At 72.2% G+C, this 21,018-nt stretch carries 20 protein-coding genes; 11 read left to right on the top strand and 9 right to left on the bottom strand.

Annotated elements, in window-relative coordinates; genetic code table 11:
* Positions 1–172: 172 nt before the first annotated feature.
* Positions 173–1,735, top strand: coding sequence for an ABC transporter permease (locus AB0B50_RS08665; RefSeq protein ID WP_362327721.1), 1,563 nt, complete (start codon positions 173–175; stop codon positions 1,733–1,735).
* Positions 1,732–2,517, top strand: coding sequence for an ABC transporter permease (locus AB0B50_RS08660; RefSeq protein WP_362327718.1), 786 nt, complete (start codon positions 1,732–1,734; stop codon positions 2,515–2,517). The genes AB0B50_RS08665 and AB0B50_RS08660 overlap by 4 nt, the downstream gene beginning before the upstream one ends.
* Before the next feature lie 61 nt (positions 2,518–2,578).
* Here the strand turns inward: AB0B50_RS08660 and AB0B50_RS08655 are convergent, their stop codons facing one another.
* Complete coding sequence (locus tag AB0B50_RS08655; protein WP_362327715.1) at positions 2,579–4,798, bottom strand: NADP-dependent isocitrate dehydrogenase; 2,220 nt, start codon at positions 4,796–4,798, stop codon at positions 2,579–2,581.
* A gap of 165 nt (positions 4,799–4,963) precedes the next feature.
* Between AB0B50_RS08655 and AB0B50_RS08650 the strand changes: the two genes are divergently transcribed.
* The gene (locus tag AB0B50_RS08650; protein WP_362327712.1) at positions 4,964–5,542 is read left to right on the top strand and encodes a TetR/AcrR family transcriptional regulator; all 579 of its coding nucleotides are present in this window, start codon (positions 4,964–4,966) and stop codon (positions 5,540–5,542) included.
* Positions 5,539–6,948, top strand: a complete 1,410-nt coding sequence (locus AB0B50_RS08645; RefSeq protein ID WP_362327709.1) for an MFS transporter — start codon at positions 5,539–5,541, stop codon at positions 6,946–6,948. Before AB0B50_RS08650 ends, AB0B50_RS08645 begins: the two co-directional genes overlap by 4 nt.
* A gap of 158 nt (positions 6,949–7,106) precedes the next feature.
* Here AB0B50_RS08645 and AB0B50_RS08640 read toward each other — a convergent pair whose 3' ends face one another.
* Together AB0B50_RS08640 and AB0B50_RS08635 are read right to left on the bottom strand one after the other, a co-directional pair.
* The gene (locus tag AB0B50_RS08640; RefSeq protein WP_362327706.1) at positions 7,107–8,324 is read right to left on the bottom strand and encodes a serine hydrolase domain-containing protein; all 1,218 of its coding nucleotides are present in this window, start codon (positions 8,322–8,324) and stop codon (positions 7,107–7,109) included.
* On the bottom strand, positions 8,321–9,808 hold the full coding sequence (locus tag AB0B50_RS08635; protein WP_362327704.1) for an alpha/beta hydrolase: 1,488 nt from the start codon (positions 9,806–9,808) through the stop codon (positions 8,321–8,323). Before AB0B50_RS08635 ends, AB0B50_RS08640 begins: the two co-directional genes overlap by 4 nt.
* A gap of 217 nt (positions 9,809–10,025) precedes the next feature.
* Between AB0B50_RS08635 and AB0B50_RS08630 the strand changes: the two genes are divergently transcribed.
* The 3 genes from AB0B50_RS08630 to AB0B50_RS08620 all read left to right on the top strand — a co-directional run bounded on the left by AB0B50_RS08630 (position 10,026) and on the right by AB0B50_RS08620 (position 12,209).
* Positions 10,026–11,015: an aldo/keto reductase gene (locus tag AB0B50_RS08630; protein ID WP_362327702.1), complete on the top strand. Its 990-nt coding sequence runs from the start codon at positions 10,026–10,028 to the stop codon at positions 11,013–11,015.
* Positions 11,016–11,157: 142 nt separating this feature from the next.
* Positions 11,158–11,727: a GrpB family protein gene (locus AB0B50_RS08625; RefSeq protein WP_362327699.1), complete on the top strand. Its 570-nt coding sequence runs from the start codon at positions 11,158–11,160 to the stop codon at positions 11,725–11,727.
* The gene (locus tag AB0B50_RS08620; protein WP_362327696.1) at positions 11,724–12,209 is read left to right on the top strand and encodes a DUF6314 family protein; all 486 of its coding nucleotides are present in this window, start codon (positions 11,724–11,726) and stop codon (positions 12,207–12,209) included. The genes AB0B50_RS08625 and AB0B50_RS08620 overlap by 4 nt, the downstream gene beginning before the upstream one ends.
* Here the strand turns inward: AB0B50_RS08620 and AB0B50_RS08615 are convergent.
* The 3 genes from AB0B50_RS08615 to AB0B50_RS08605 form a co-directional block, all read right to left on the bottom strand.
* Complete coding sequence (locus AB0B50_RS08615) at positions 12,178–12,762, bottom strand: histidine phosphatase family protein (RefSeq protein ID WP_362327694.1); 585 nt, start codon at positions 12,760–12,762, stop codon at positions 12,178–12,180. The genes AB0B50_RS08620 and AB0B50_RS08615 overlap by 32 nt on opposite strands.
* A 106-nt stretch (positions 12,763–12,868) precedes the next feature.
* A complete protein-coding gene (locus AB0B50_RS08610; RefSeq protein ID WP_362327691.1) occupies positions 12,869–13,309 on the bottom strand; it encodes a GNAT family N-acetyltransferase in 441 nt (146 codons plus the stop codon).
* A gap of 70 nt (positions 13,310–13,379) precedes the next feature.
* Positions 13,380–14,816 carry a PLP-dependent aminotransferase family protein gene (locus AB0B50_RS08605; protein ID WP_362327689.1) on the bottom strand — a complete coding sequence of 479 codons (1,437 nt, stop codon included), beginning with the start codon at positions 14,814–14,816 and terminating at the stop codon, positions 13,380–13,382.
* Between AB0B50_RS08605 and AB0B50_RS08600 the strand changes: the two genes are divergently transcribed.
* Both AB0B50_RS08600 and AB0B50_RS08595 read left to right on the top strand, forming a co-directional pair.
* Positions 14,815–15,792, top strand: a complete 978-nt coding sequence (locus tag AB0B50_RS08600) for a DMT family transporter (RefSeq protein ID WP_362327686.1) — start codon at positions 14,815–14,817, stop codon at positions 15,790–15,792. The two genes, AB0B50_RS08605 and AB0B50_RS08600, sit on opposite strands and share 2 nt — an antisense overlap.
* Positions 15,793–15,901: 109 nt before the next feature.
* On the top strand, positions 15,902–16,105 hold the full coding sequence (locus tag AB0B50_RS08595) for a DUF1918 domain-containing protein (protein ID WP_362327683.1): 204 nt from the start codon (positions 15,902–15,904) through the stop codon (positions 16,103–16,105).
* Between the two features lie 8 nt (positions 16,106–16,113).
* Here AB0B50_RS08595 and AB0B50_RS08590 read toward each other — a convergent pair whose 3' ends face one another.
* Entirely contained in the window at positions 16,114–17,349 is a 1,236-nt protein-coding gene (locus AB0B50_RS08590) for a family 10 glycosylhydrolase (RefSeq protein WP_362327680.1), read from the bottom strand.
* Positions 17,350–17,531: 182 nt separating this feature from the next.
* Between AB0B50_RS08590 and AB0B50_RS08585 the strand changes: the two genes are divergently transcribed.
* A complete protein-coding gene (locus tag AB0B50_RS08585; protein WP_362327677.1) occupies positions 17,532–18,392 on the top strand; it encodes a 3-hydroxybutyryl-CoA dehydrogenase in 861 nt (286 codons plus the stop codon).
* 211 nt (positions 18,393–18,603) lie between these two features.
* Positions 18,604–18,861 carry a hypothetical protein gene (locus AB0B50_RS08580; protein WP_362327674.1) on the top strand — a complete coding sequence of 86 codons (258 nt, stop codon included), beginning with the start codon at positions 18,604–18,606 and terminating at the stop codon, positions 18,859–18,861.
* On the opposite strand, the gene AB0B50_RS08575 is transcribed toward AB0B50_RS08580, so the two are convergent.
* Both AB0B50_RS08575 and AB0B50_RS08570 read right to left on the bottom strand, forming a co-directional pair.
* Positions 18,862–19,404, bottom strand: coding sequence for an NUDIX hydrolase (locus AB0B50_RS08575; RefSeq protein WP_362327670.1), 543 nt, complete (start codon positions 19,402–19,404; stop codon positions 18,862–18,864). It abuts the gene before it with no gap.
* Positions 19,405–19,525: 121 nt separating this feature from the next.
* Positions 19,526–20,875, bottom strand: coding sequence for a transcriptional regulator (locus tag AB0B50_RS08570; protein ID WP_362327667.1), 1,350 nt, complete (start codon positions 20,873–20,875; stop codon positions 19,526–19,528).
* Positions 20,876–21,018 lie beyond the last annotated feature (143 nt).

Below are 21,018 nucleotides of genomic sequence, written 5' to 3'. Positions count from 1 at the left end.
CGACCGACAGCGCCACCGGTGTCGCGTCCGAAGTCACTGCCGCCGCCACGGCCGAGAACACCGTCGACCCCACGGCCAAAGGCACCGCCGACGCGGGGGCCGAAGACGCCACCGACGCCGCGGCCCATAGCCCCGCCGAAGACTCCGCCCGCCCCGTCGAGGGCGGTGCGCGATGAGGACCCTCGCGCCCACGCCCCGCCGCACCGGCGCCGTGCCCGTCGGTCGTGACGGCTTCCCCCAGATCCTGCACGCCGAGTGGACCAAGCTGCGCACGGTGCGCCGCTGGTGGTTCACGCTGCTCGGCGCGGTCCTGGTGACCGTGCTGATCTCCCTGTTCTCCGCGGTCAGTTCGACGGCCGAGACCGCCAGGGGCGGCGGCCCGACCGGTCCCACGGGAGCCGACGGGCAGCCCGTGCGGGACGACTTCTCCTTCGCGCACCGCACGCTCACCGGCGACGGCAGCGTCACGGCCCGCGTGAGCGTGCCGAAGGCCGGGGGGTCCGGCACGACGGCCGAGTGGGCCAAGGCGGGCATCATGGTCAAGGAGAGCACCAGGCCCGGGGCGGACTACGCCGCGCTGATGCTCACCGCACGCCACGGAGTGCGCCTGCAGAGCGAGTTCACCCGCGACGTGGCGGGCTCCGACGCCTCGCCCGGGGAATCCCGCTGGCTCCGGCTGACCCGCAAGGGCCCGATCGTCACCGGGTACGAGTCCACCGACAGGCGGGACTGGACGAGGGTCGGCACGGTCGACCTGGACGGCACGGAAAAGGCCGGTGACTCGGGTGACTCCGGCAGCTCCAGCGGCTCCGCGGACACGGTGGCGGCAGGGTTCTTCGTGACCTCCCCCGACATCCAGTCCCGCGAGCGGGAGTTCGGCAGCGCGTCCATCGACCAGCGCCCCTCGACGGCCACCGCCCGCTTCGACCACGTACGGCTCGACGGCCGCGCGGCTCCGGCCGCCTGGCAGCACAAGGACATCGGCGGCGACCCCCGACGCGAGGCGGGCGAGCTGCGGCGGGCCGGGGACGGCTACACCCTCAGCGGCTCCGGCGACATCGGCCCCGCGCCGCCCGCCAACGACCTCGCCGTAATGGCCCTGGACGGCGCCCAGTTGGGCCTGGTCCTGCTCGCCGCGCTCGGCGTGCTCTTCGTCACCGCCGAGTACCGGCGGGGCATGATCCGCACCACCTTCGCCCTCAGCCCGCGGCGCGGCCGGGTGCTCGTCGCCAAGGCCGTGGTGATCGGCACGGTCGCGTTCGCCGCCGGGCTCGTCGCGACGTTCGGCTCGTACCTGCTCAGCGCGCCCGAGCTGCGGGGCGACGGCAAGCCGCCGCTGTTCGGGGACATCTCCCTCGCCGACGGGCCGATGCTGCGCGCCGTGATCGGCACCGCCGCCGTGCTCGCCCTGATCGCCGTGCTCGCCCTGGGGCTCGGGGCGCTGCTGCGCAGTACGGCCGCCGCGATCGCCGTCGTCGTGGTGGTGTTCGTGCTGCCGCTGATCCTGCTCAGCACCCTGCCGCTGGACCTGGCCCACGCGGTCCAACGCCTCACGCCCGTGGCCGGGTTCGCGATCCAGGGCACCCTGCCGCGCTACCACCAGGTGGCGACCGTCTGCCTGCCGGAGGAGGGCTGCTATCCGCAAGGCCCCTGGACCGGCCTCGCGACCCTCGCCGCGTACGCCGTCGTGGTGCTCGGCGCCGCGGTGTGGCGGCTGCGCGGGCGGGACGCGTGAACGGCCGCCGGGGGCGCGCCGCCCTGCACGCCGAATGGACCAAGCTCCGTACGCTGCCCAGCACGTGGTGGCTGCTGCTCGCCGTGGTCGCGCTGACCGTCGCGGCGGGCGCGATCACCGCGGCGGCGCTGTCCGCCGGGGACTGCCCGGTGCCCGCCGAGTGCCACGAGGACACCGTCGAGCTGAGCCTCACGGGGGTGTGGGTCGGGCAGGGCGCCGTCGTCGTCCTCGCGGTCCTCGCGATGAGCGGCGAGTACGGCACGGGCACCATCCGTACGACGCTGACGGCAGAGCCGGGGCGGCTGCGGGTACTCGCCGCCAAGGCCGCGGTGGTGGGCGCGCTGACGGTGGCCGCGGGCACGGTCGGGGTGCTCGGATCGCTGCTCGTGGGGCGGGAGTTGCTGGCCGCCGACGGGTTCCCGGTGCCGGGCCTGGTCGAGGAGCCGACGCTGCGGGCGGCCCTGGGCTCGGTCCTCTATCTGGCGCTCGCCGCCCTGGTCGGGCTCGGCACGGCGACCGCCCTGCGCGACACGGCGGCCGCGACGACCTCGGCCCTGGCCCTCTTCTACGGCCTGCCGGTGCTCTCGGGGCTCCTCGCGGACCCCGACTGGCGGGAGCGGGCCGAGGAGTTGACCCCGTCGACGGCGGGGCTCGCGATCCAGGCGACGACGGGTCTGGACCGGCTGCCGATCGGCCCGTGGGCGGGGATCGGGGTGCTCGGCGGGTATGCGGCGGGGGCGCTGCTGGTGGGCGCCCTCGTACTGAGGTCACGGGACGCGTGAGAAACGGGAGAGGGGCTTCCCGCCACATCGGCGGGAAGCCCCTCTTTCCGCTACCGGCTCATCAGCCCAGGATCGACAGCGCCTGGTTGAGCGTCGCCGACGGGCGCATGACCGCGGAGGCCTTGGCCACGTCCGGCTGGTAGTAGCCGCCGATGTCGGCCGGGGAGCCCTGCACCGCGATCAGCTCGTCGACGATGGTCTGCTCCTGCTCGCCCAGCGTCTTGGCCAGGGCCGCGAAGGCCTCGGCGAGCTGCGCGTCGTCGGTCTGCTTGGCCAGCTCCTGCGCCCAGTACAGGGCGAGGTAGAAGTGGCTGCCGCGGTTGTCGATGCCGCCGAGACGACGCGACGGCGACTTGTTCTCGTTCAGGAACGTGCCGGTGGCGCGGTCCAGGGTGTCGGCGAGCACCTGGGCGCGCGCGTTGCCCGTCTTCGTGGCGAGGTGCTCGAAGCTGACCGCGAGGGCGAGGAACTCACCCAGGCTGTCCCAGCGGAGGTAGTTCTCCTTGACCAGCTGCTGGACGTGCTTCGGGGCGGAGCCGCCGGCGCCCGTCTCGAAGAGGCCGCCGCCGTTCATCAGCGGGACGACCGACAGCATCTTGGCGCTGGTGCCCAGCTCCAGGATCGGGAACAGGTCGGTGAGGTAGTCACGCAGGACGTTGCCCGTGACGGAGATCGTGTTCAGGCCCTCGCGGATGCGCTCCACCGACAGCTTGGTGGCGTCGACCGGGGCGAGGATCTTGATGTCCAGGCCCTCGGTGTCGAACTCCGGCAGGTACGCCTTGACCTTGGCGATCAGGTTGGCGTCGTGCGCGCGGGTCTCGTCCAGCCAGAACACGGCCGGGTCGCCGGTGGCGCGGGCGCGCGAGACGGCCAGCTTCACCCAGTCCTTGATCGGGGCGTCCTTGGTCTGGCAGGCGCGGAAGATGTCGCCCTCCGAGACCGTCTGCTCGATGAGGACGTTGCCCTCGGCGTCGGTCAGACGGACCGTGCCGGTGGTGGGGATCTCGAAGGTCTTGTCGTGGGAGCCGTACTCCTCGGCCTTCTGCGCCATCAGGCCGACGTTCGGGACGGAGCCCATGGTGGCCGGGTCGTAGGCGCCGTTGGCACGGCAGTCGTCGATGACGACCTGGTAGACGCCCGCGTACGAGGAGTCGGGGATGACGGCGAGGGTGTCGGCCTCCGCGCCCTCCTTGTTCCACATGTGACCCGAGGTGCGGATCATGGCCGGCATCGAGGCGTCGACGATGACGTCGGACGGCACGTGCAGGTTGGTGATGCCCTTGTCGGAGTCGACCATGGCGAGCTCGGGGCCCTCGGCCAGCTCGGCCTCGAAGGACGCCTTGATCTCGGCGCCGTTCGACAGGGCCTCCAGGCCCTTGTAGATGCCGCCGAGGCCGTCGTTCGGGGTCAGGCCCGCGGCCGCGAGGTCGGCACCGAAGGCCGCGAAGGTCTTCGGGAAGAAGGCGCGCACGACGTGACCGAAGACGATCGGGTCGGAGACCTTCATCATCGTGGCCTTGAGATGCACGGAGTAGAGGACGTCCTCGGCCTTGGCGCGGGCGACCTGCTCCGTGAGGAACTCGCGCAGCGCGGCGACGCGCATGACCGAGGCGTCCACGACCTCGCCCGCGATGACCGGTACGGACTCGCGCAGGACGGTGGCGGAGCCGTCGTCGCCGAACAGCTCGATCTTGAGCGCGCCGGCCTTCTCGATCACGACGGACTTCTCCGTCGAACGGAAGTCGTTCTCACCCATGGTGGCGACGTTGGTCTTGGAGTCGGCCGTCCAGGCACCCATGCGGTGCGGGTGGGCCTTGGCGTAGTTCTTGACCGACGCGGGGGCGCGGCGGTCGGAGTTGCCCTCGCGCAGGACCGGGTTGACGGCGCTGCCCTTGACCTTGTCGTAGCGGGCGCGGATGTCGCGCTCCTCGTCGGTCTTCGGGTCGTCCGGGTAGTCGGGGAGCGCGTAGCCCTGCTCCTGCAGCTCGGCGACGGCGGCCTTGAGCTGCGGGATGGAGGCCGAGATGTTCGGCAGCTTGATGATGTTCGCTTCGGGCGTCTTGGCCAGCTCGCCGAGCTCGGCGAGGGCGTCGTTGATCCGCTGGCCCTCCTCGAGACGCTCCGGGAAGCTCGCGATGATCCGGCCCGCGAGCGAGATGTCACGGGTCTCCACGCTGACCCCGGCCGTCGAGGCGTAGGCCTGCACCACCGGCAAGAACGAATGGGTCGCCAGGGCCGGGGCCTCGTCAGTGTGGGTGTAGATGATGGTCGAGTCAGTCACCGGGTGCTCCGCTCCGCGTCTGCAACATTGCTCGACATCAAGATATCTCCTACCTCCCCCCATCCGGACAGGGCCCTCGGGGTCCCGATCTGCGTAGACACTGTCTACGCAATGTAGTAGACAGTGTCTACGTCGAATACGGGACAGACACGAGGGGGACAGGGCGTGACGGAACAGGACGCCGGGCTGCGGGCCCGGCTGGTGGACGTGGGGGTGGAGCTGGTGGCCACCCACGGGGTGCAGGCGCTGACGCTCCGGGAGATCGCCCGCAGGGCCGGGGTCTCCCACGGGGCACCCCGCAGGCACTTCCCCACGCATGTGGCCCTGCTGTCCGCCATCGCGCGACGGGGCTTCGACGACCTGGCCGCCGAGACGCGGAAGGTCACGGGCGAGGGCAGTCCCCGTACGCAGCTGAAGGCGCTGAGTCGCGCGTATCTCGCCTTTGCGGCGACTCACCGCGGCATGTTCGAGCTGATGTTCCGCCACGACCTCCTGGAGAGCAACGAGCTCGGCCTGCGGGAGACCAGCCTGCCGCTGTTCGACGTGCTGGTCGGCCTGGTCGCCGAGGCGCGGCCGGTCTCCGGCGCGGGGGCGCGGGTCGTCGCGGGCGCGCTGTGGGCGAACCTGCACGGCATCGCGCAGCTGTGGGGCTGGGGAAGTCTGCGGCTCGCCTCGGGGGCGCAGGACGTGGAGGCGCTGCTGGGCGCGGCGCTGGAGGCGCACCTCGGGCCGGAGGGTTCATGAGTACAGGCCCCCGGAACCGACAGCTCGCTCTCGCCTGCAGCGTGGTCGGGGCCATGACCGTCGCCCTGGACGGCACCGTGCTGACCGTCGTCCAGCCGTCCCTGCAGCGCGATCTGGACGCCTCGTTCACCCAGGTGCAGTGGACGAGCACCGGCTATCTGATCGCCGTGGCGAGCCTGCTGGTCTTCGCGGGGCGGCTCGGCGACCGGTACGGCCACCGGCGACTTTTCGCCATCGGGACGCTCGGCTTCGCGGCGGCGTCCGCGGGGGTGGCCTGCGCGTCCGGGGTCGGCGGGGTGATCGCGCTGCGCGTCGCCCAGGGGATCTTCGGGGCGCTGCTGCAGCCCGCGACGCTGGGGATGCTGCGCGCGGCGTTCCCGCCGGACCGGCTCGGCATGCCGATCGCGCTGCGGACGAGCGCGATCGGCCTCGCGGCGGCGGCAGGGCCCGTGCTCGGCGGGGTGCTCGCGACACACCTGGGCTGGCGTTCCGTCTTCTTCCTGAGCGTGGCGCCATCGCTCGCGATCGGCCTGGTGGCGCTGGCGATCCGCCTGCCCGCACCACGGCGCGAGGCGCCCGCGCCCGGCCTCGACCTGCCGGGCGCGGCCTTGCTGGCGGTGACGCTGGCCTGCCTGGTCCACGCGCTGGTCACCATGCCGGAGTCCCCGAAGGCAGCCATCCCGGGGCTCCTCACAGCAGCCCTCGCCTGCGCCGCGTTCCTCGCCCACGAGAGGCGTACGACGAGCCCACTCGTACCGCCCCGGCTCCTCGCCACGGCCGCGGTCGGCCCCGCCCTCGCGATCCTGGTGGCGGCGTCCGCGGCGATGTTCGGGTCACTGTTCATAGCGACGTACTTCCTCCAGGACGTCCTGGATCTCGACCCCCTGCGGTGCGCACTGAGGGCACTGCCGCTCGCCGTGGCGATGGTGGGGGCGGCACCCCTGTCGCCGGTCCTGCTGGAAAGACACGGCCCACGCCGGACGATCACAGCGGCGATGACGTCGCTCACCCTCGGCATCCTGCTCCTGTCCCGCCTGGCCCCGGACTCACCACAACTGACGACCGCCACCGGATTCGTCCTCCTCGGCGCGGGCTTCGGCACGGTGATGGTCGCGGCGACAACGGTCGTCGTACGCCACGCCCCGGTGACGGACGCGGGAGTGGCGGGCGGCCTCCAGCAGACGGCACTGAACGTGGGCCCGACCCTGGGCATAGCCGCGGCCACCACGCTGATGACGACGCTGACCCCACCAGCCCCACACCGGACGAACACCGCTTTCCTCGCGGCGATGCCTACGACACTCATGACACTGGCAGCCGTGGCGGCACTGGGCACACTGACGGCGACCAGGCTCCCCGCCCGACACTCGCACCCCCACACGCCCGCGGACGCCAAGACGGCCTGAGGGGACGTGGGGGTATGTGCGCACGGAGCACCGAGCACAAAGCTCACCCCAGCCGCAGCAACACAGCCCCGCAACAAAGATGGCGAGTACGGACATACCCCCGCGGCCCCGCCCCACAGCCGAAGAAAAGGCGCGGGACGGCCAGAACAAAACACCTGTCAGCCCAAAGCCGCATCCACCATCCGCAACATGGCCCGCCCCTGCGCCTCGTTCGCCTTCTCGTCGTCGAGCCGCAAGGTGAACGCCGCGCTGGTCACCGACATCGCGCCATCCGCGGTCACCCCCGACTCGCAGACGCACCCGAGGCTCGTGCCCCCGTGGAACCAGACACCGCCCTCGCGCCCCGCGACCGGACGCCAGGCGATGCCCAGCCCATAGCGGACCCCTTCGGCAGGGACCCAGTCCCGTACGGGCACGGTCGTCTTCATCGCCGTCAGCTCGGCGGGCCGAAGCAGACGCCCCGCGAACAGGGCCCGAAGGAAGACCCCGTGGTCACGCGCCGTCGAGATGAGACACCCGTCCGCCCCTCCGCCGAAGCCGAGGGTGGTCTCCGTGGGGCCGGTCTCCTTGCGCCCGTCCCCCTTCGGGAAGTGCGTGTAACCGAGGGCCGTCGGCTGCGGCACGTACGGCGAGGTCCCGGGCGTGAACGTGCTCCGCAGCCCGAGCGGCTCGATGATCCGCTCGTGGACCTCCTGGGCCCAGGGCCGCCCGGTGACCGCCTCGACGATCATCCCGGCGACGACGTAGTTGGTGTTGGAGTACCCCCAGCGCCGCTCCCCCACCGGATCGTCCGCATCCGGCAGCCACTGAGGCGCCCTGCCGAGGGCCGCCGTCAGCTGCTCCCGCGGCGTCTGCGAGCGGAAGCGGTTGCGGCGGTAGGCCTCGGGAGTGAAGTCACCGCTGTCCGCGGCGAGGTAGTCGCCCAGGCCGCTGGTCTGCCGCAGCAGGTTGGTGACGGTGATCCGGCGGCCGTCGTTGCCGTGCCCGCGGATCGCTCCGGGCAGCCACCGCTCGACCGTGTCGGTGAGCTTCAGCCGTCCCTCGCCCACGAGTTGGAGGACGACGGTGGCGGTGAAGGTCTTGGTGTCGCTGCCGATGCGGTAGTACGCGTCCCAGGGCACGGGGTCCTTGCCCGCGAGGTCGGCGACGCCCGCGCGGGCCCGCACACGGCCGCCCGCGCTCCCCACCTCGGCGACGACACCGCTCACGCCGGTGGCGAGGATCGCGTCGACGTCGCTCTGGAGCCGCCGCGACGGCGCACGGGACGCGGCGAGGGCACGGGTCGTGGCCGAGGCCGGGGCCGCCGCGGACGCGGCTCCCGCCAGGGCCGCCGCCAGAGTGGCCGCGAGCCCCGCTCGCCGACTGATCGAGGTCATCGGACATCCTCCGGCTTGGCGCAGGTGAGGTCGGCGGCGGGCAGCTTCCCGTCGCGCAGATAGGAGTTGACGGTGCGGTCGGCGCACGGCACGGGCGTGAGCCCGTCGTTGCCGCGCCCGTACACGCCGTGCGAGCGGATGTCCGCCGTCAGAAGGCGCGATCCGGTGAGCTTGCGGTGCAGGGCGAGGGCGCCTTCGTAGGGGACGTTGTTGTCGTGGCGGGCCTGGAGCATCAGGACGGGCACGTCGTTGCCGATCCTCGTGCCGGGCTCGCGGGGTTCGCTCCCCCAGAACGCGCACGGGGCGATCATGCCGTTGACGTACGGCCCGAAGACCGGCTGCGTGGCGCGGCTGTGCTGCATGTTCTTCCAGTACGTGGCCGGGTCCTCGGGCCAGCCGCCGGCGGGCCATCCCCCGTCCCCGCACATGAAGATCGCACCGCCCACCATGCCGCTCTCCAGCTCGGGCGAGGACAGGAGTTCGAGGAGGCCACTCAGCGCGGGTCCCGGCTCGAACGTCTCGCCCGCCGCGGCCTTCTTCAGGTCGGCCACGACGGAGGCGAGCCGAGGATCGTTCTCCTCGTGCTGGACGAGCTGCTTGAAGATCATTCGCAGGAGCGGGGCGTCGAGCCGCTGCCCCTTCACCGCAATGGGGTGCCGCTCGGCCCGGTCCAGCAACGCCCGCACGTCCGAACGCACTTGACCGTCGAGCGCGGCCTCCGCGGGCTCGCCGGAGCGCTGGAACAGCTCGTACTGCGTGGCCGCGGGATCGGTCGAGGAGTCCAGGACGATCCGGTCGGCACGGCGCGGGAACAGCTGGGTGTAGACGGCGCCCAGGTCGGCTCCGTACGAGATGCCGTAGTAGGAGAGCTTGCGCTCGCCGAGCGCGGCGCGGATGGCGTCCATATCGCGGGCGACGTTGCGGGTGGACGCGTGCGGGAGCAACGCGGCGTTGTCGCCGTGCTCCTGGCACCGGCGCGCGGTGTCGCGCGCGGCACGCACCTGGCGCTCGAAGTCCTCGCGCGGTGTGGTCGTCTCGGCGGGCGGGGCGGGGCGCGGGGCCTTGCCGCAGGTGACGGGGGTGCTCTCGCCGAGGAAGCGGGGGTCGAAGCCGATCAGGTCGTAGCGGTCGGCCACGTCCTTCAACGTGGGCCGCAGGGCCAGGGTGTTGGCGAGTCCGGTACCGCCCGGGCCACCCGGATTGGAGAGCAGGATGCCGCGCCGCCCGCCCGGCGACTTCGCCTTGACGCGGGAGACGGCGATCTTGATCGTACGGCCGCCGGGGTCGGCGTAGTCGAGCGGCACGGTCACCTTCGCGCACTGCGCGCCCGCCTCGTTCAGTTCTTTCTGGTCGGCGGAGCAGCGGCCCCAACTGAGCTTCTGCACCTGCCCCTTGGGGGTGTCGGGCGGCCCCGCGGCCACCACTGTGCCCGCGAGCAACCCGACGAGACCCATGCCCGCGGTGACTGCTGAGACGACGCGCATCGTGCTCCTTGTTCTCATGTGAGGAAGTCGATCACCACGCTAGGAACACGCGGGGCTGCGGACCATCCGGCCACCGGGCCCGGCTCCCCTGGGGACAACCCCCGGACGCCCTCTCCGGCTGGCCGGACCTCCGCGCCTCGACCTGGAGTTGACCTGGAGTCCGCTCCAACTCCTAGGGTCGTCGACGATCACAGGGCACACCCCAGGAGGTACCACCATGACCACCCTTCCCACGCGTCGCCTCGGCGCGCTGACCGTCTCGGCGCAGGGCCTCGGATGCATGGGGATGAGCCACGGCTACGGCACGTCGGACGACGCGCGGTCCATCGCGACGATCCACCGCGCCCTGGACCTCGGCGTCACCCTGCTCGACACCTCCGACTTCTACGGCGGCGGCCACAACGAAGAGCTCATCGGCCGCGCCCTGGCGGGCCCGCGCCGCGAACAGGCCGTCATCGCCACGAAGTTCGGCTTCGCCAACCGCCTCGGCGAGCCCCCGCTGATCCGGGGCGACGCCGCCTACGTACGCGAGGCCTGTGACGCCTCGCTGCGGCGCCTCGGCGTCGACCACATCGACCTGTACTACCTGCACCGGGTGGACAGGAGCGTGCCGATCGAGGAGACCGTCGGCGCGATGGCCGAGCTGGTCGAGGCGGGCAAGGTGCGCCACCTCGGGCTCTCCGAGGCCGGCGCGCCCACGATCCGCCGTGCGCACGCCGTGCACCCCATCGCCGCCCTGCAGAGCGAGTGGTCGCTGTGGACCAGGGACCTGGAGGCGGAGATCGCGCCGGTCTGCCGCGAGCTCGGCATCGGTCTCGTGCCGTTCTCGCCGCTCGGCCGCGGCTTCCTCACCGGCCGCTACACCACGCTCGACGGGCTCCCGCAGGACGACCTGCGCCGCACCCAGCCCCGCTTCACCGACGGCAACCTGGAGCGGAACCTGTCCATCGTGCGGACGCTGGAAGCGCTCGCCACCGAGAAGGGCGTGACCGCGGGGCAGCTGGCGCTCGCCTGGGTGCAGCACCGCGGCGACGACGTCGTGCCGATCCCGGGCACGCGCCGGGAGAAGTACCTGGAGGAGAACCTCGGGGCCGTCGCGATCGAGCTGTCGGCCGACGACCTCGCCGCGATCGACGCGGCGGCGCCCGCGGGCCGGGTCGCGGGCACGCGGTACGACGAGCGCAGCCTGTCGGTCGTGAACGGATAGCGGGCCCGGGGCCGGACCGGCGGCCCCGCCCTGTGCCGACCGAGGAGACCTGGACCGGCGGCCCGGCCCTGTGCCGACCGAGGAGACCTGGACCGGTGGCCGCCACGAGGGGGGCGGCCACCGGTCGCCGTAGCCTGCTGGCATGCCCTTCCCCGATGAGATCTCCGACGTGACGGTGGTCGACTACCAGGACACATGGCCGCGGGACTTCGAGCGGATCGCCGAGCGGCTGCGGTCCGGGCTCGGCGGCCTCGCGGTCGCCGTCGACCACGTGGGCTCGACGTCGGTGCCGGGGCTCGCCGCCAAGGACTGCGTCGACGTGCAGGTGCGGATGGGCTCGCTCGACGAGGCCAGGGACGTCCCGCTGCTCGCCGCGCTCGGCTTCCGCCGCCGCCCCGAGCCGTGGAACCGCTCCGAGATCTCGTTCGGCCACCCCGCACCCAAGCTGGTCTTCGCACCGCCGGTCGGCGCCCGCCGCTGCAACGTCCATCTGCGCGAGCACAGACGCTCGAACTCCACCTACGCGCTGCTCTTCCGGGACTACCTGCGCGCGAACCGCGAAGCCCGCGACGCGTGGGGCGCCTTCAAACGGCGGCTCTCACACAGCGCGCCCACCCTTGAGGAGTACGGACAGATCAAGGCCCCGGCGACCGACGCCCTGATGGCCGGGGCACAGCTGTGGGCGATCCAGACGGACTGGACCCCGCGATGAGCGACTTCCCCGCGGCCCCCGCCGGGCCCGGCACCCATCCCGTGGCGGACGCCCTCGCCCACCTCGCGGGCACCTGGCACGTGGAGCGCACCGTCCACGACCTCACGGACGGCTCGGAGGGCCTCTTCACCGGTACGACGTTCTTCTCGCCGCTGCCCGCGCCCGACACCGGCGCCCTCCTCCACCACGAGTCGGGCACCTTCACCTGGCACGGCACCGCCCGCCCCGCCGAGCGCACCCTGCGCTTCCTGCCGGGCGGCGAACCGGGCACCGTCCGCGTGGAGTTCGCCGACGGCCGCTTCTTCCACGACCTCGACCTGCGCACCGGTCGCTGGACGGCGGACCACCCCTGCGCGGCCGACCTCTACCGCGGCGAGTTCGCGGTGACGGACGCGGACCACTGGAGCAGCCGGTGGCGGGTGGGCGGCCCCGCCAAGGACCTCCTCCTCGTCACGCAGTACCGGCGCGCGCGTCCAGCCTGAGGTTCCAGCGGCCGCCGTGGCCGGTGAGGGTGACGGTCGAGAGCGGGCGTACGTCGATGTTCCAGTACGTCGACGGGGGCGCCTTCAGGGCGTAGGTGAGCGCGGCGCGGACCACGGCGGGCTCGGCCACCGCGAGGACGCGGGTGCCGTCGGCGACCGGCCGGGTGTCGAGCCAGCCGCCGACGCGCGAGATGAACCCGTGCAGCGACTCGCCGCCGTGCGGCGCCGAGCGCGGATCGCTCAGCCAGGCGTCGACCGCGGCCGGTTCGCGCGCCGTCACCTCGGCGAGCGTCAGACCGCGCCAGCGCCCCATGTCGCAGTCCCGCAGGGCGGGTTGGGCGAGCGGGGCGAAGCCGAGCGCGTCGCCGGTGGCGCGGCTGCGCGGGGTGGGCGAGCAGTAGCGCAGTTCGGCCACGCCGAGCTCCGAAAGCGCGGGCGCGGCGCGCTGGACATGGGCCAAGGCCGCCCGGTCGAGCGGCCGGTCGTCGTCGAAGCGCTCCGCGAGCAGCGAGGCGCTGCGGGCGGCGGCGATGAGTGTGACGCCGGCGTGCATCCGGAGATCGTGACCCCCACAACGCCACAGGTCAAGGCTTCACCGTACGTACGCGATGTCTCTCGCCCCTGCGCACGCGGCTCCCCTCGGCCCGGGTGCCGGCGGCTCACTGGCTGCCGAGCGCCATCCACTTCTCCGGTGTCTCCAGGGGCTTGAAGCCCACCTTCTCGTAGACCCCGTGCGCGTCGGCCGTGGCCAAGAGCATGCGGCGCACGCCCAGGGGTTCCAGGTGGTCGCGGACCGCCTGCACGAGCGCGGTGCCGAGCCCTTTGCCGCGCACGGCCGAAGAGACGTACACGTCGCAGAGCCAGGCGAAGGTGGCCCGGTCGGTCACCACCCGCGCATAGGCGACCTGCTCCCCCGAACCTCCTTCGTACACCCCGAAGTTGAGCGAGCCCGCGATGGCCGCGTCCTGCTTCTCGCGGGTGCGTCCGAGCGCCCAGTAGGCGTCGGTGGAGAGCCAGCGGTGGACGCGGGCCGCGTCGATGCGGGCGGGGTCGGCGGATATCTCGTAGGCACCGTGGAGCGTGACATTGTCCTCGTTCATCCCCCGACCCTCGCAGCGGACCCGGCGTGACGTCGACCGTGTTTCGCCTGGCGGGACAGGCGGGGTCCGGCTAGGCAAGGACCTCGTCGCACGCCTCGCGCAGCCTGCGCACACCCTCCGTGATCTCCCCCGCACCGGCGACCGCCGCGAAGCTCAACCGGATGTGCCCCGCCGGGGGTTCGGCCGCGAAGTAGGGCCTGCCGGGGGCCACGGCCACGCCCGCGCGCAGGGCCGCCGCGGCGAGCGCCGACTCGTTCACGCCGTCGGGCAGGCGCAGCCACAGGTTGTAGCCGCCCGCCGGGATGTGCGACACGGCCAGCTCGGGCAGGCGCAGCCGCAGCGCCGCCGCCATCGCGTCCCTGCGGCCCTTCAACTCGCCCGCGACGGCCCGCAGATGGCGCGGCCAGGCGGGAGATCCCACCAGTTCGAGGGCAGCCTCCTGCAGCGGTCTCGGCACGAAGAAGTGGTCGACGACCTGGATGGCCCGCAGGCGTTCGAGGACCGGGCCGCGCGCCGCGAGGGCGCTCACGCGAAAGCTCGGCGACGTGGCCTTGGTGAGCGAGCAGACGTGCACGACGACACCGTCGTGGTCGTCGGAGGAGAGCGGGCGCGGCAGCGGCCCCGCGTCCTCGTGGACCAGGCGGCGCACGAAGTCGTCCTCGATGACGAACGCCCCCGCCTCGCGGGCGATCCGCAGGATCTCGGGGCGGCGCTCGGCGGAGAGCACGGCGCCGGTCGGGTTCTGGAACAGCGGCTGGCAGACGAAGACCCGGGCTCCCGTGGCACGGAAGGCGGCCTCCAGGAGCTGCGGGCGCACCCCGTCGGTGTCGACCGGCACGGGCACGGGCCGCAGCCCGGCGGCCCGTGCGATGGCCAGCATGCCCGGGTACGTCGGGGACTCGACGAGGACCGGCGCCCCGGGCGGTGCGAGCGCCCGCAGCGCCGTCGTCAGCGCGCTCTGGCCGCCCGCCGTGATCAGCACCTCGGCTGCGGTGATCGCCCCGCCGATGCCCCGCGCGAACCACTCGCGCAGCTCGGGCAGGCCGTCGATCGGCGGCCGCCCCCACGCCCCGGGCCGCCGCCCCGCCCGCGCGAGGGCCGCCGCCATGGCGCGCTCGGGCTGCAGCGCGGGGTCGAGATAACCGCCGTTGAACTCGATGACGCCGGGCGGCGGCGCGGCCAGGGTGACGAGGACCCCGGACGCGTCGACGGCACGCGGCACCAGCTCCGTCGCGGCGTCGGCGCTCAGCGACACCTCCTGCCACGAGGTGTCGCCCGCGGGCACGGCCGGTGCCGCCCGCTCCGCACGGAAGACACCCGCACCGGGCCGAGTGACGACGAGCCCCTCGGCGGCCAGCTGTGCCAGGGCCCGCGACACGGTCACCGGGCTCACCCTGAACCGTTCGACGAGCGCCCGACTCGATGGCAGCTTTCCCCCTGGAGAGTAGCGGTCCAGCTCACTTCTCAGTTGTTTCGCCAGTTCACCCACACTGCTACTGTCATGCATGACAGCACAGGATAGCGCTACTCGCTCGACCCGGATAGCGGTCCCGGCCCTCGAAGAGACGCCGAGCCCCGCACCGTCCGGCGCTCCCTCCCGATCCGACGCCCCGGCCGGACCCGGCTCACGCCGCACCGGCACCCTGATGGCCGCCCTCGGCGTCACCGCCTTCTCGCTCACCTTCCCCTCCACCGCCTGGGGCCTGGAGGCCATCGGCCCCTGGAGCTTCGTGACCCTGCGCGGCGTGCTCGCAGCCCTCGTGGCGGGCGGCTGTCTGCTCGCCCTGCGCGTCGCGGTCCCGCACCGCCGTCACTGGGCGGGGCTCGCGGTGGTCGGCGCCGGCGTGGTCATCGGCTTCCCGCTGCTCACCACGCTCGCCCTGCAGACCTCCACCACCGCGCACGCCGCCGTGGTCGTCGGCCTGCTGCCGCTGACGACCGCCGTCTTCTCCGCGGCGCGCACCGGGGCACGCCCCTCGCGCACGTTCTGGGCGGCGGCGCTCGCCGGGGCCGCCGCGGTCATCGCCTTCACCGTGCAGCAGAGCGGCGGCGCCCTGAACACCGCCGACCTCTATCTCTTCGGCGCGCTCCTGATCTGCGCGGCCGGCTACACCGAGGGCGGCCGCCTCGCCCGCGAGATGCCCGGCTGGCAGGTCATCGGCTGGGGCCTGCTCCTGTGCCTGCCGCTCAACGTCGTGGGCGCGCTCGTGGCGCTGCCGCACGAGTCCTTCGAGCTCACCGGCCACAGCACGGCGGGCCTGCTCTACTCCGCGATCGGCTCGCAGTTCCTCGGCCTGGTCGTCTGGTACCGGGGCATGGCGGCCATCGGCGTCCCCAAGGCCAGCCAGCTCCAGCTCGCCCAGCCGCTCCTCACCCTGGTCTGGTCGGTGCTCCTGCTCGGCGAGCACCTCACCGTCGCCGCGCCGCTCACGGCGGCCGCCGTCCTCGTCTGCATCGCGGTCACCCAACGAGCCCGCGGCTGACCTGTCCGGCACCGAGACCGCGCACCCGACAGGGCCCCAACTACCGCCACCCGTCGTACACTTGCGCCCACAGATCGCGACCGCAGAGCGGGACGAGGGGGCACTCCAGATGCGTGCAACCGTAGGCGACGAGCTGGTGGTGCACGGCAGGATCGTCGGGCAGCACGACCGGATCGCGGAGATCGTCGAGGTGCTCGGCGCGGACGGCGGACCGCCGTACCGCGTCCGCTTCGAGGACGGCCACGAGACGCTGATGTCGCCGGGCCCCGACACCGTCGTACGGCGCCAGGGCCCGGCCAAGCAGTCGAAGTAGCGGGAGGATCAGCGCGGCGGCTTCGCCGGCCGCTGGTAGTGGTCGGCGACCACCCGCGCCATCGCGCCGATCTTGTCGACCCCGACCTCCTTCGCCGAGAAGAAGACGTGCCCGCGCACCTCGCGGAAGCCCTCGGCGTACGTGAGGTGGCGGGACAGCTCCGCCGGGTCCTGCCAGGCCGCGGGCTGCGCCGGATCGCCCGCCTTGTAGAGGGCCTCGCCGATGTAGAGGCGCACGCCCGTGCCGCGCACGACGTCGTTCCACCACGGGATCAGCTTGGCGTAGTCCGCGGCGGGGAAGCCGATGTTCCAGTACACCTGCGGGACGATGTAGTCGATCCAGCCCTTCTTCACCCAGCCGCGCGTGTCCGCGTACAGGTCGTCGTAGGTCTGTACGCCGGCCCGGGTGTCCGAGCCGATCGGGTCGGTGGCGATGTTGCGCCACACCGCGAAGGGGCTGATCCCGAACTCCGTACGCGGGCGGGCCTTCTTCACACGGCGGGCCATCTCGCGCACCAGGCGGTCGATGTTGTCCCTGCGCCAGGAGGCCCGGTCGGGGAAGCCGCCGCCGTAGCGCTCGAAGGCGTCGTCGTCGTCGAAGACCTGTCCCGCCACGGGGTACGGGTAGAAGTAGTCGTCCCAGTGCACCGCGTCGATCGGATACTTGCGCACGGCGTCGAGCATCGCGTCCTGCACGAAGCGCCGCACCTCGGGCAGGCCCGGGTTGTAGTAGAGCTTCCCGCCGTACGGCACGACCCAGTCGGGGTGCACGCGCGCGGGGTGCGTGGCCACCAGGCGCGAGGGGTCGGTGTGGTTGGCGATCCGGAACGGGTTGAACCACGCGTGCAGCTCCAGGCCCCTGCGGTGCGCCTCGTGCACGGCGGTGCCCAGCGGGTCCCAGCCCGGGTCCTTGCCCTGCACTCCGGTGAGGTACTCCGACCACGGCTCGTACGGCGAGGGCCACAGCGCGTCCGCGGTGGGCCGCACCTGGAAGATCACCGTGTTGAGTCTGCGGTTCACGGCCGAGTCCAAGTAGGCCAGCAACTCGCTCCGTTGCCGCTCCGCCGTGAGCCCCGGCCTGGACGGCCAGTCGCGGTTGACGACGCTCGCCAGCCACATGCCCCGCAGCTCCCGTCCCTTCTTGCGACGCCCGTCGGGAGCGGCGGCCGCGTCCCCCGCCGTCGCCAGGCCCGCGATCGCCGCCGCGGCCACCACCGAGAAACCTCGACGTGACATACGCCTCATCTGCATGCCCCCTGAGCTCGCTGTCCACCGGCACCCCTTGCCGGTTGCCGACAGCATGCCCGACCCGGCCCGTCATGGACCCCTCGTTGCGGAGTAACGTTCACGGCCGAGGCAGGCACCGCATCCGTACGGGGGTCCTGCCGGCCCCGTTGATCAGCGAAAGGCACGAGGTGACCGACTCCATGACCGATATCGCACGCGTCGGAGTGGTGGGCTGTGGCCAGATGGGCGCCGGAATCGCAGAGGTCTGCGCCCGCTCCGGACTGGACGTGAAGGTCGCGGAGACCACCGGTGAGGCCCTGGAGATCGGCCGGACCCGGCTGTACAACTCCCTCTCCAAGGCCGCCGAGCGCGGCAAGATCTCCGAGGAGGAGCGCGACGAGACGCTGGCCCGCCTCAGCTTCACCACCGACCTCGGCGAGTTCGCCGACCGTGACCTGGTCATCGAGGCCGTGGTGGAGAACGAGCAGGTCAAGACCGAGATCTTCCAGGTCCTCGACCAGGTGGTGACCCGGCAGGACGCGATCCTCGCCTCCAACACCTCCTCCATCCCGCTGGTGAAGCTGGCCGTCGCGACCTCGCGTCCCGACCAGGTCATCGGCATCCACTTCTTCAACCCGGCGCCGGTGCAGCAGCTCGTCGAGCTGATCCCCGCGCTGACCACCTCCGAGGGCACCATCAGCCGGGCCCAGGCCATGGTCGAGAAGGTCCTCGGCAAGCACGCGATCCGCGCCCAGGACCGCTCGGGCTTCGTGGTGAACGCGCTGCTCATCCCGTATCTGCTCTCGGCTATCCGAATGTTCGAGTCGGGCATCGCGTCCCGCGAGGACATCGACAACGGCATGGAGATGGGCTGCGCCCACCCGATGGGCCCGCTCAAGCTCGCCGACCTGATCGGCCTGGACACGGTCGCCTCGGTCGCCGACTCCATGTACGCCGAGTACAAGGAGCCGCTGTACGCCGCTCCCCCGCTGCTGCAGCGCATGGTCGACGCGGGCCGCCTCGGCCGCAAGACCGGCTCGGGCTTCTACACCTACGCCTGACACTCCGGACGTACCTCTTCGCACGGCGCTCACGCTCCGTACGGGAAGCGGGCCCGGCACTCGTTCGAGTGCCGGGCCCGCCGCGTTCACACACCGTGTGCGCAAGGGGCTCGCATATGCCCTTCGCACACTCTCCCGCCTTGCCCACCAGGCGAGTTGACTTTCCGTGCGGATGAAGGGGGGACGCGCCACTACAGAGAGGAGTGGACTCGTGACCACCGACGGCGAGATTGCCGTGGTCCCGGAAGAAGTCGCCGAGTTACGCCGTAGCCAGGACGTGGGCTTGGCCCGTGTCGACGGACGGCTGGCGTTGCTCACTCAGCACGACGAACAGACCGCCAAGAACGTGGAGGCCCTGGAGGCTCGGGTCACCGCCCTGGAGAACACACGCTGGCCGTTGCCCACGATCGTCGCCCTCGCGGCGGTCGCGGCGCTCGCCGTGGCGGTCTGGCAGGCCCTCGGCCATTAGCTAGCGCGCGTCCTGGCCGAGACGCAGATGGTGGAGGAGGAGAAGTGCCGCGGCCATGTTGGCGGCCGGGACCTCCCCGCGGGCCACCATGTCGGGGACCAGTTTGAGCGGGACCCACTCGCGGCGGTCCGACTCGAAGTCGTCCTCGGGGTGCCCGATGTACGTCCCTTCGTCGGACCAGTAGATGTGGTGCCGGGCGTCGGTGAGACCGTTGGACGGCTCGACGCTCATGAGATGCCGCAGCGGGCCCGGCCGCCAGCCGGTCTCCTCCTCCATCTCGCGTGCCGCCGCGTACGCGATGTCCTCGCCGTCCTCGACGACGCCTGCCGCGAGTTCCCAGCCCCAGCTGTCGGTGATGAAGCGGTGCCGCCACAGCAGCAGCACTTCGTTGGCGTCGTTGACGACGGTGGCCACGGCGACGGGCCGCAACCGTATGAGGAAGTGATCGAGATGCCGGCCGTCGGGTAGTTCGACATCTGCGAGATTGACGGTGAACCATCGGTTTCCATACACAGTTTGTTCGCCCTGTTTCGTCCACTGCACGGTTCTGCCACCTTCCGACGAGTAGATGGCAATATCGCAGCAGGGGAAACGTCGCAGCAGCGTGTGTGCGCCTCGGAACGGTGCGTATGCGCGACGCCGGACGAAGGGCGCCGGGAGCGCGTCACAGCGGAACGCGCAGCGCCCCGTCGATGAGTTCGGCCGCCTCGGCCGTGCCCGCGCAGTCGCTGCGGACCAGGTGCTCGCGCACCGCGCGCAGCCGGTCGCGCAGCCTCTGGGACTCCATCCCCCGTGCCTGTTCTGCCATTTCCACGGCCGTGGCCACCGCTTCGTCGGTGTTGCCCTGGCGCAGTTCGATCTGGCTGAGCATGGCGAGCCGGTGCACGCGGCCCCGGTCGTGCGCCGGAGTGTCCACGGCCGCCGCGGCGTGCTCACGGGCGCTGGTGAGATCCCCGAGGCTCAACAGGGCCTCAGCCACTTGTACGTTGACCAGACCCGGCTGGACATAGCCCGTCTCGTCCGGCTCACGGCCGCGCAGGATCCGGTCGGCCGCGTCCTCCGCACGCCGGATGCAGGACAGTGCGCTCCTGCCGTCGCCCAGGTGTGCGTACGCCTTGGCCTGCATCGCGTACAGATCGGATGCGAGCGCGGGGGTGAGGTCACGGCCCGCGGCCCGCAGCGCCGCCTCGGCGAACGCCACCGCCTGGCGGTACTCCCGCATGAACAGCGACTGGTTGACCAGAAGCGCGATCACATACGCGCCGAGTCCCCTGTCCCCACTGGCCTTCGCCAGGCGCAGCGCCTGGTGGAAGTAGCGCTGGGCCAGGCCGTGCGCGTCGGAGTCATAGGCGCAGATCCCGGCGATGGCCACCAACCCGCCGGTGGAGCGGTGCAGTTGGCGGCCCATCTCGTCGGTGTAGCTGCCGCGCAGCAGGGGCGCGGCCTCGGCGTTGAGAAAGCCGACGATGCGGGTGCGGGTCGCGACGCCGCCGGTCTTGCGGTACATCTGCTCGTAGTGCGCGCGGGCCGCGCGCATCATCTCGATGTCGGCGGTGCTCACCGGGTGGCGTCCGCCGCGGGACACGTCGACGTCCTCGGGCGGATTCTCCCACTCCCAGACGGGCATCACGGCGGGCGTGCCGGTGACCGCGGGCGCGCCGAGGAGGTGCGGGCGCTGCTGTTCGTCCGAGCGCCACAGGGCGGTGGCCCGCTCCACGAAGCCGGAGAGCGTGGAGGCCGCCGAACCGACGCGGGCCGCGGGGACACCGGGCAGCCCGAGGCCGATGTCGTCGAGGGTGACGGGTCGCTGCAACCGGGCCGCGAGCACCTCGCAGATCAGATCGGGGACCTGCCCGCGCGGACGCTGGCCCTTCAACCAGCGGGATACGGCGGTGTGTTCGTAGCGCAGCGCGAGTCCTCTGGACCTTCCCGCCTGGTTCACGTGTGCGGCAAGTCCCGCGTGGGAGATGCCCGCTTCGTCGAGGATCGCGTCGAGCAGGGTGTTGGGCTGCATGGATGCCCTCCGGTGGCTCGGTGCTGCTCAGACTAGTGGAGGGCACTTCACACGGGGTGTGAACGGAGTGCTCGGATCCGGGGGGTGTGCGCTCTGCCGCGCACCGTGTGGGATCGCTTGACTGAGATGCCTCATCAGTTAAG

The sequence above is a fragment of the Streptomyces sp. NPDC041068 genome (assembly GCF_040647455.1).
Taxonomy (GTDB): domain Bacteria; phylum Actinomycetota; class Actinomycetes; order Streptomycetales; family Streptomycetaceae; genus Streptomyces.
Note: the sequence above shows the minus strand (reverse complement) of the source record. Positions and strands in the feature narration are given on the sequence as shown.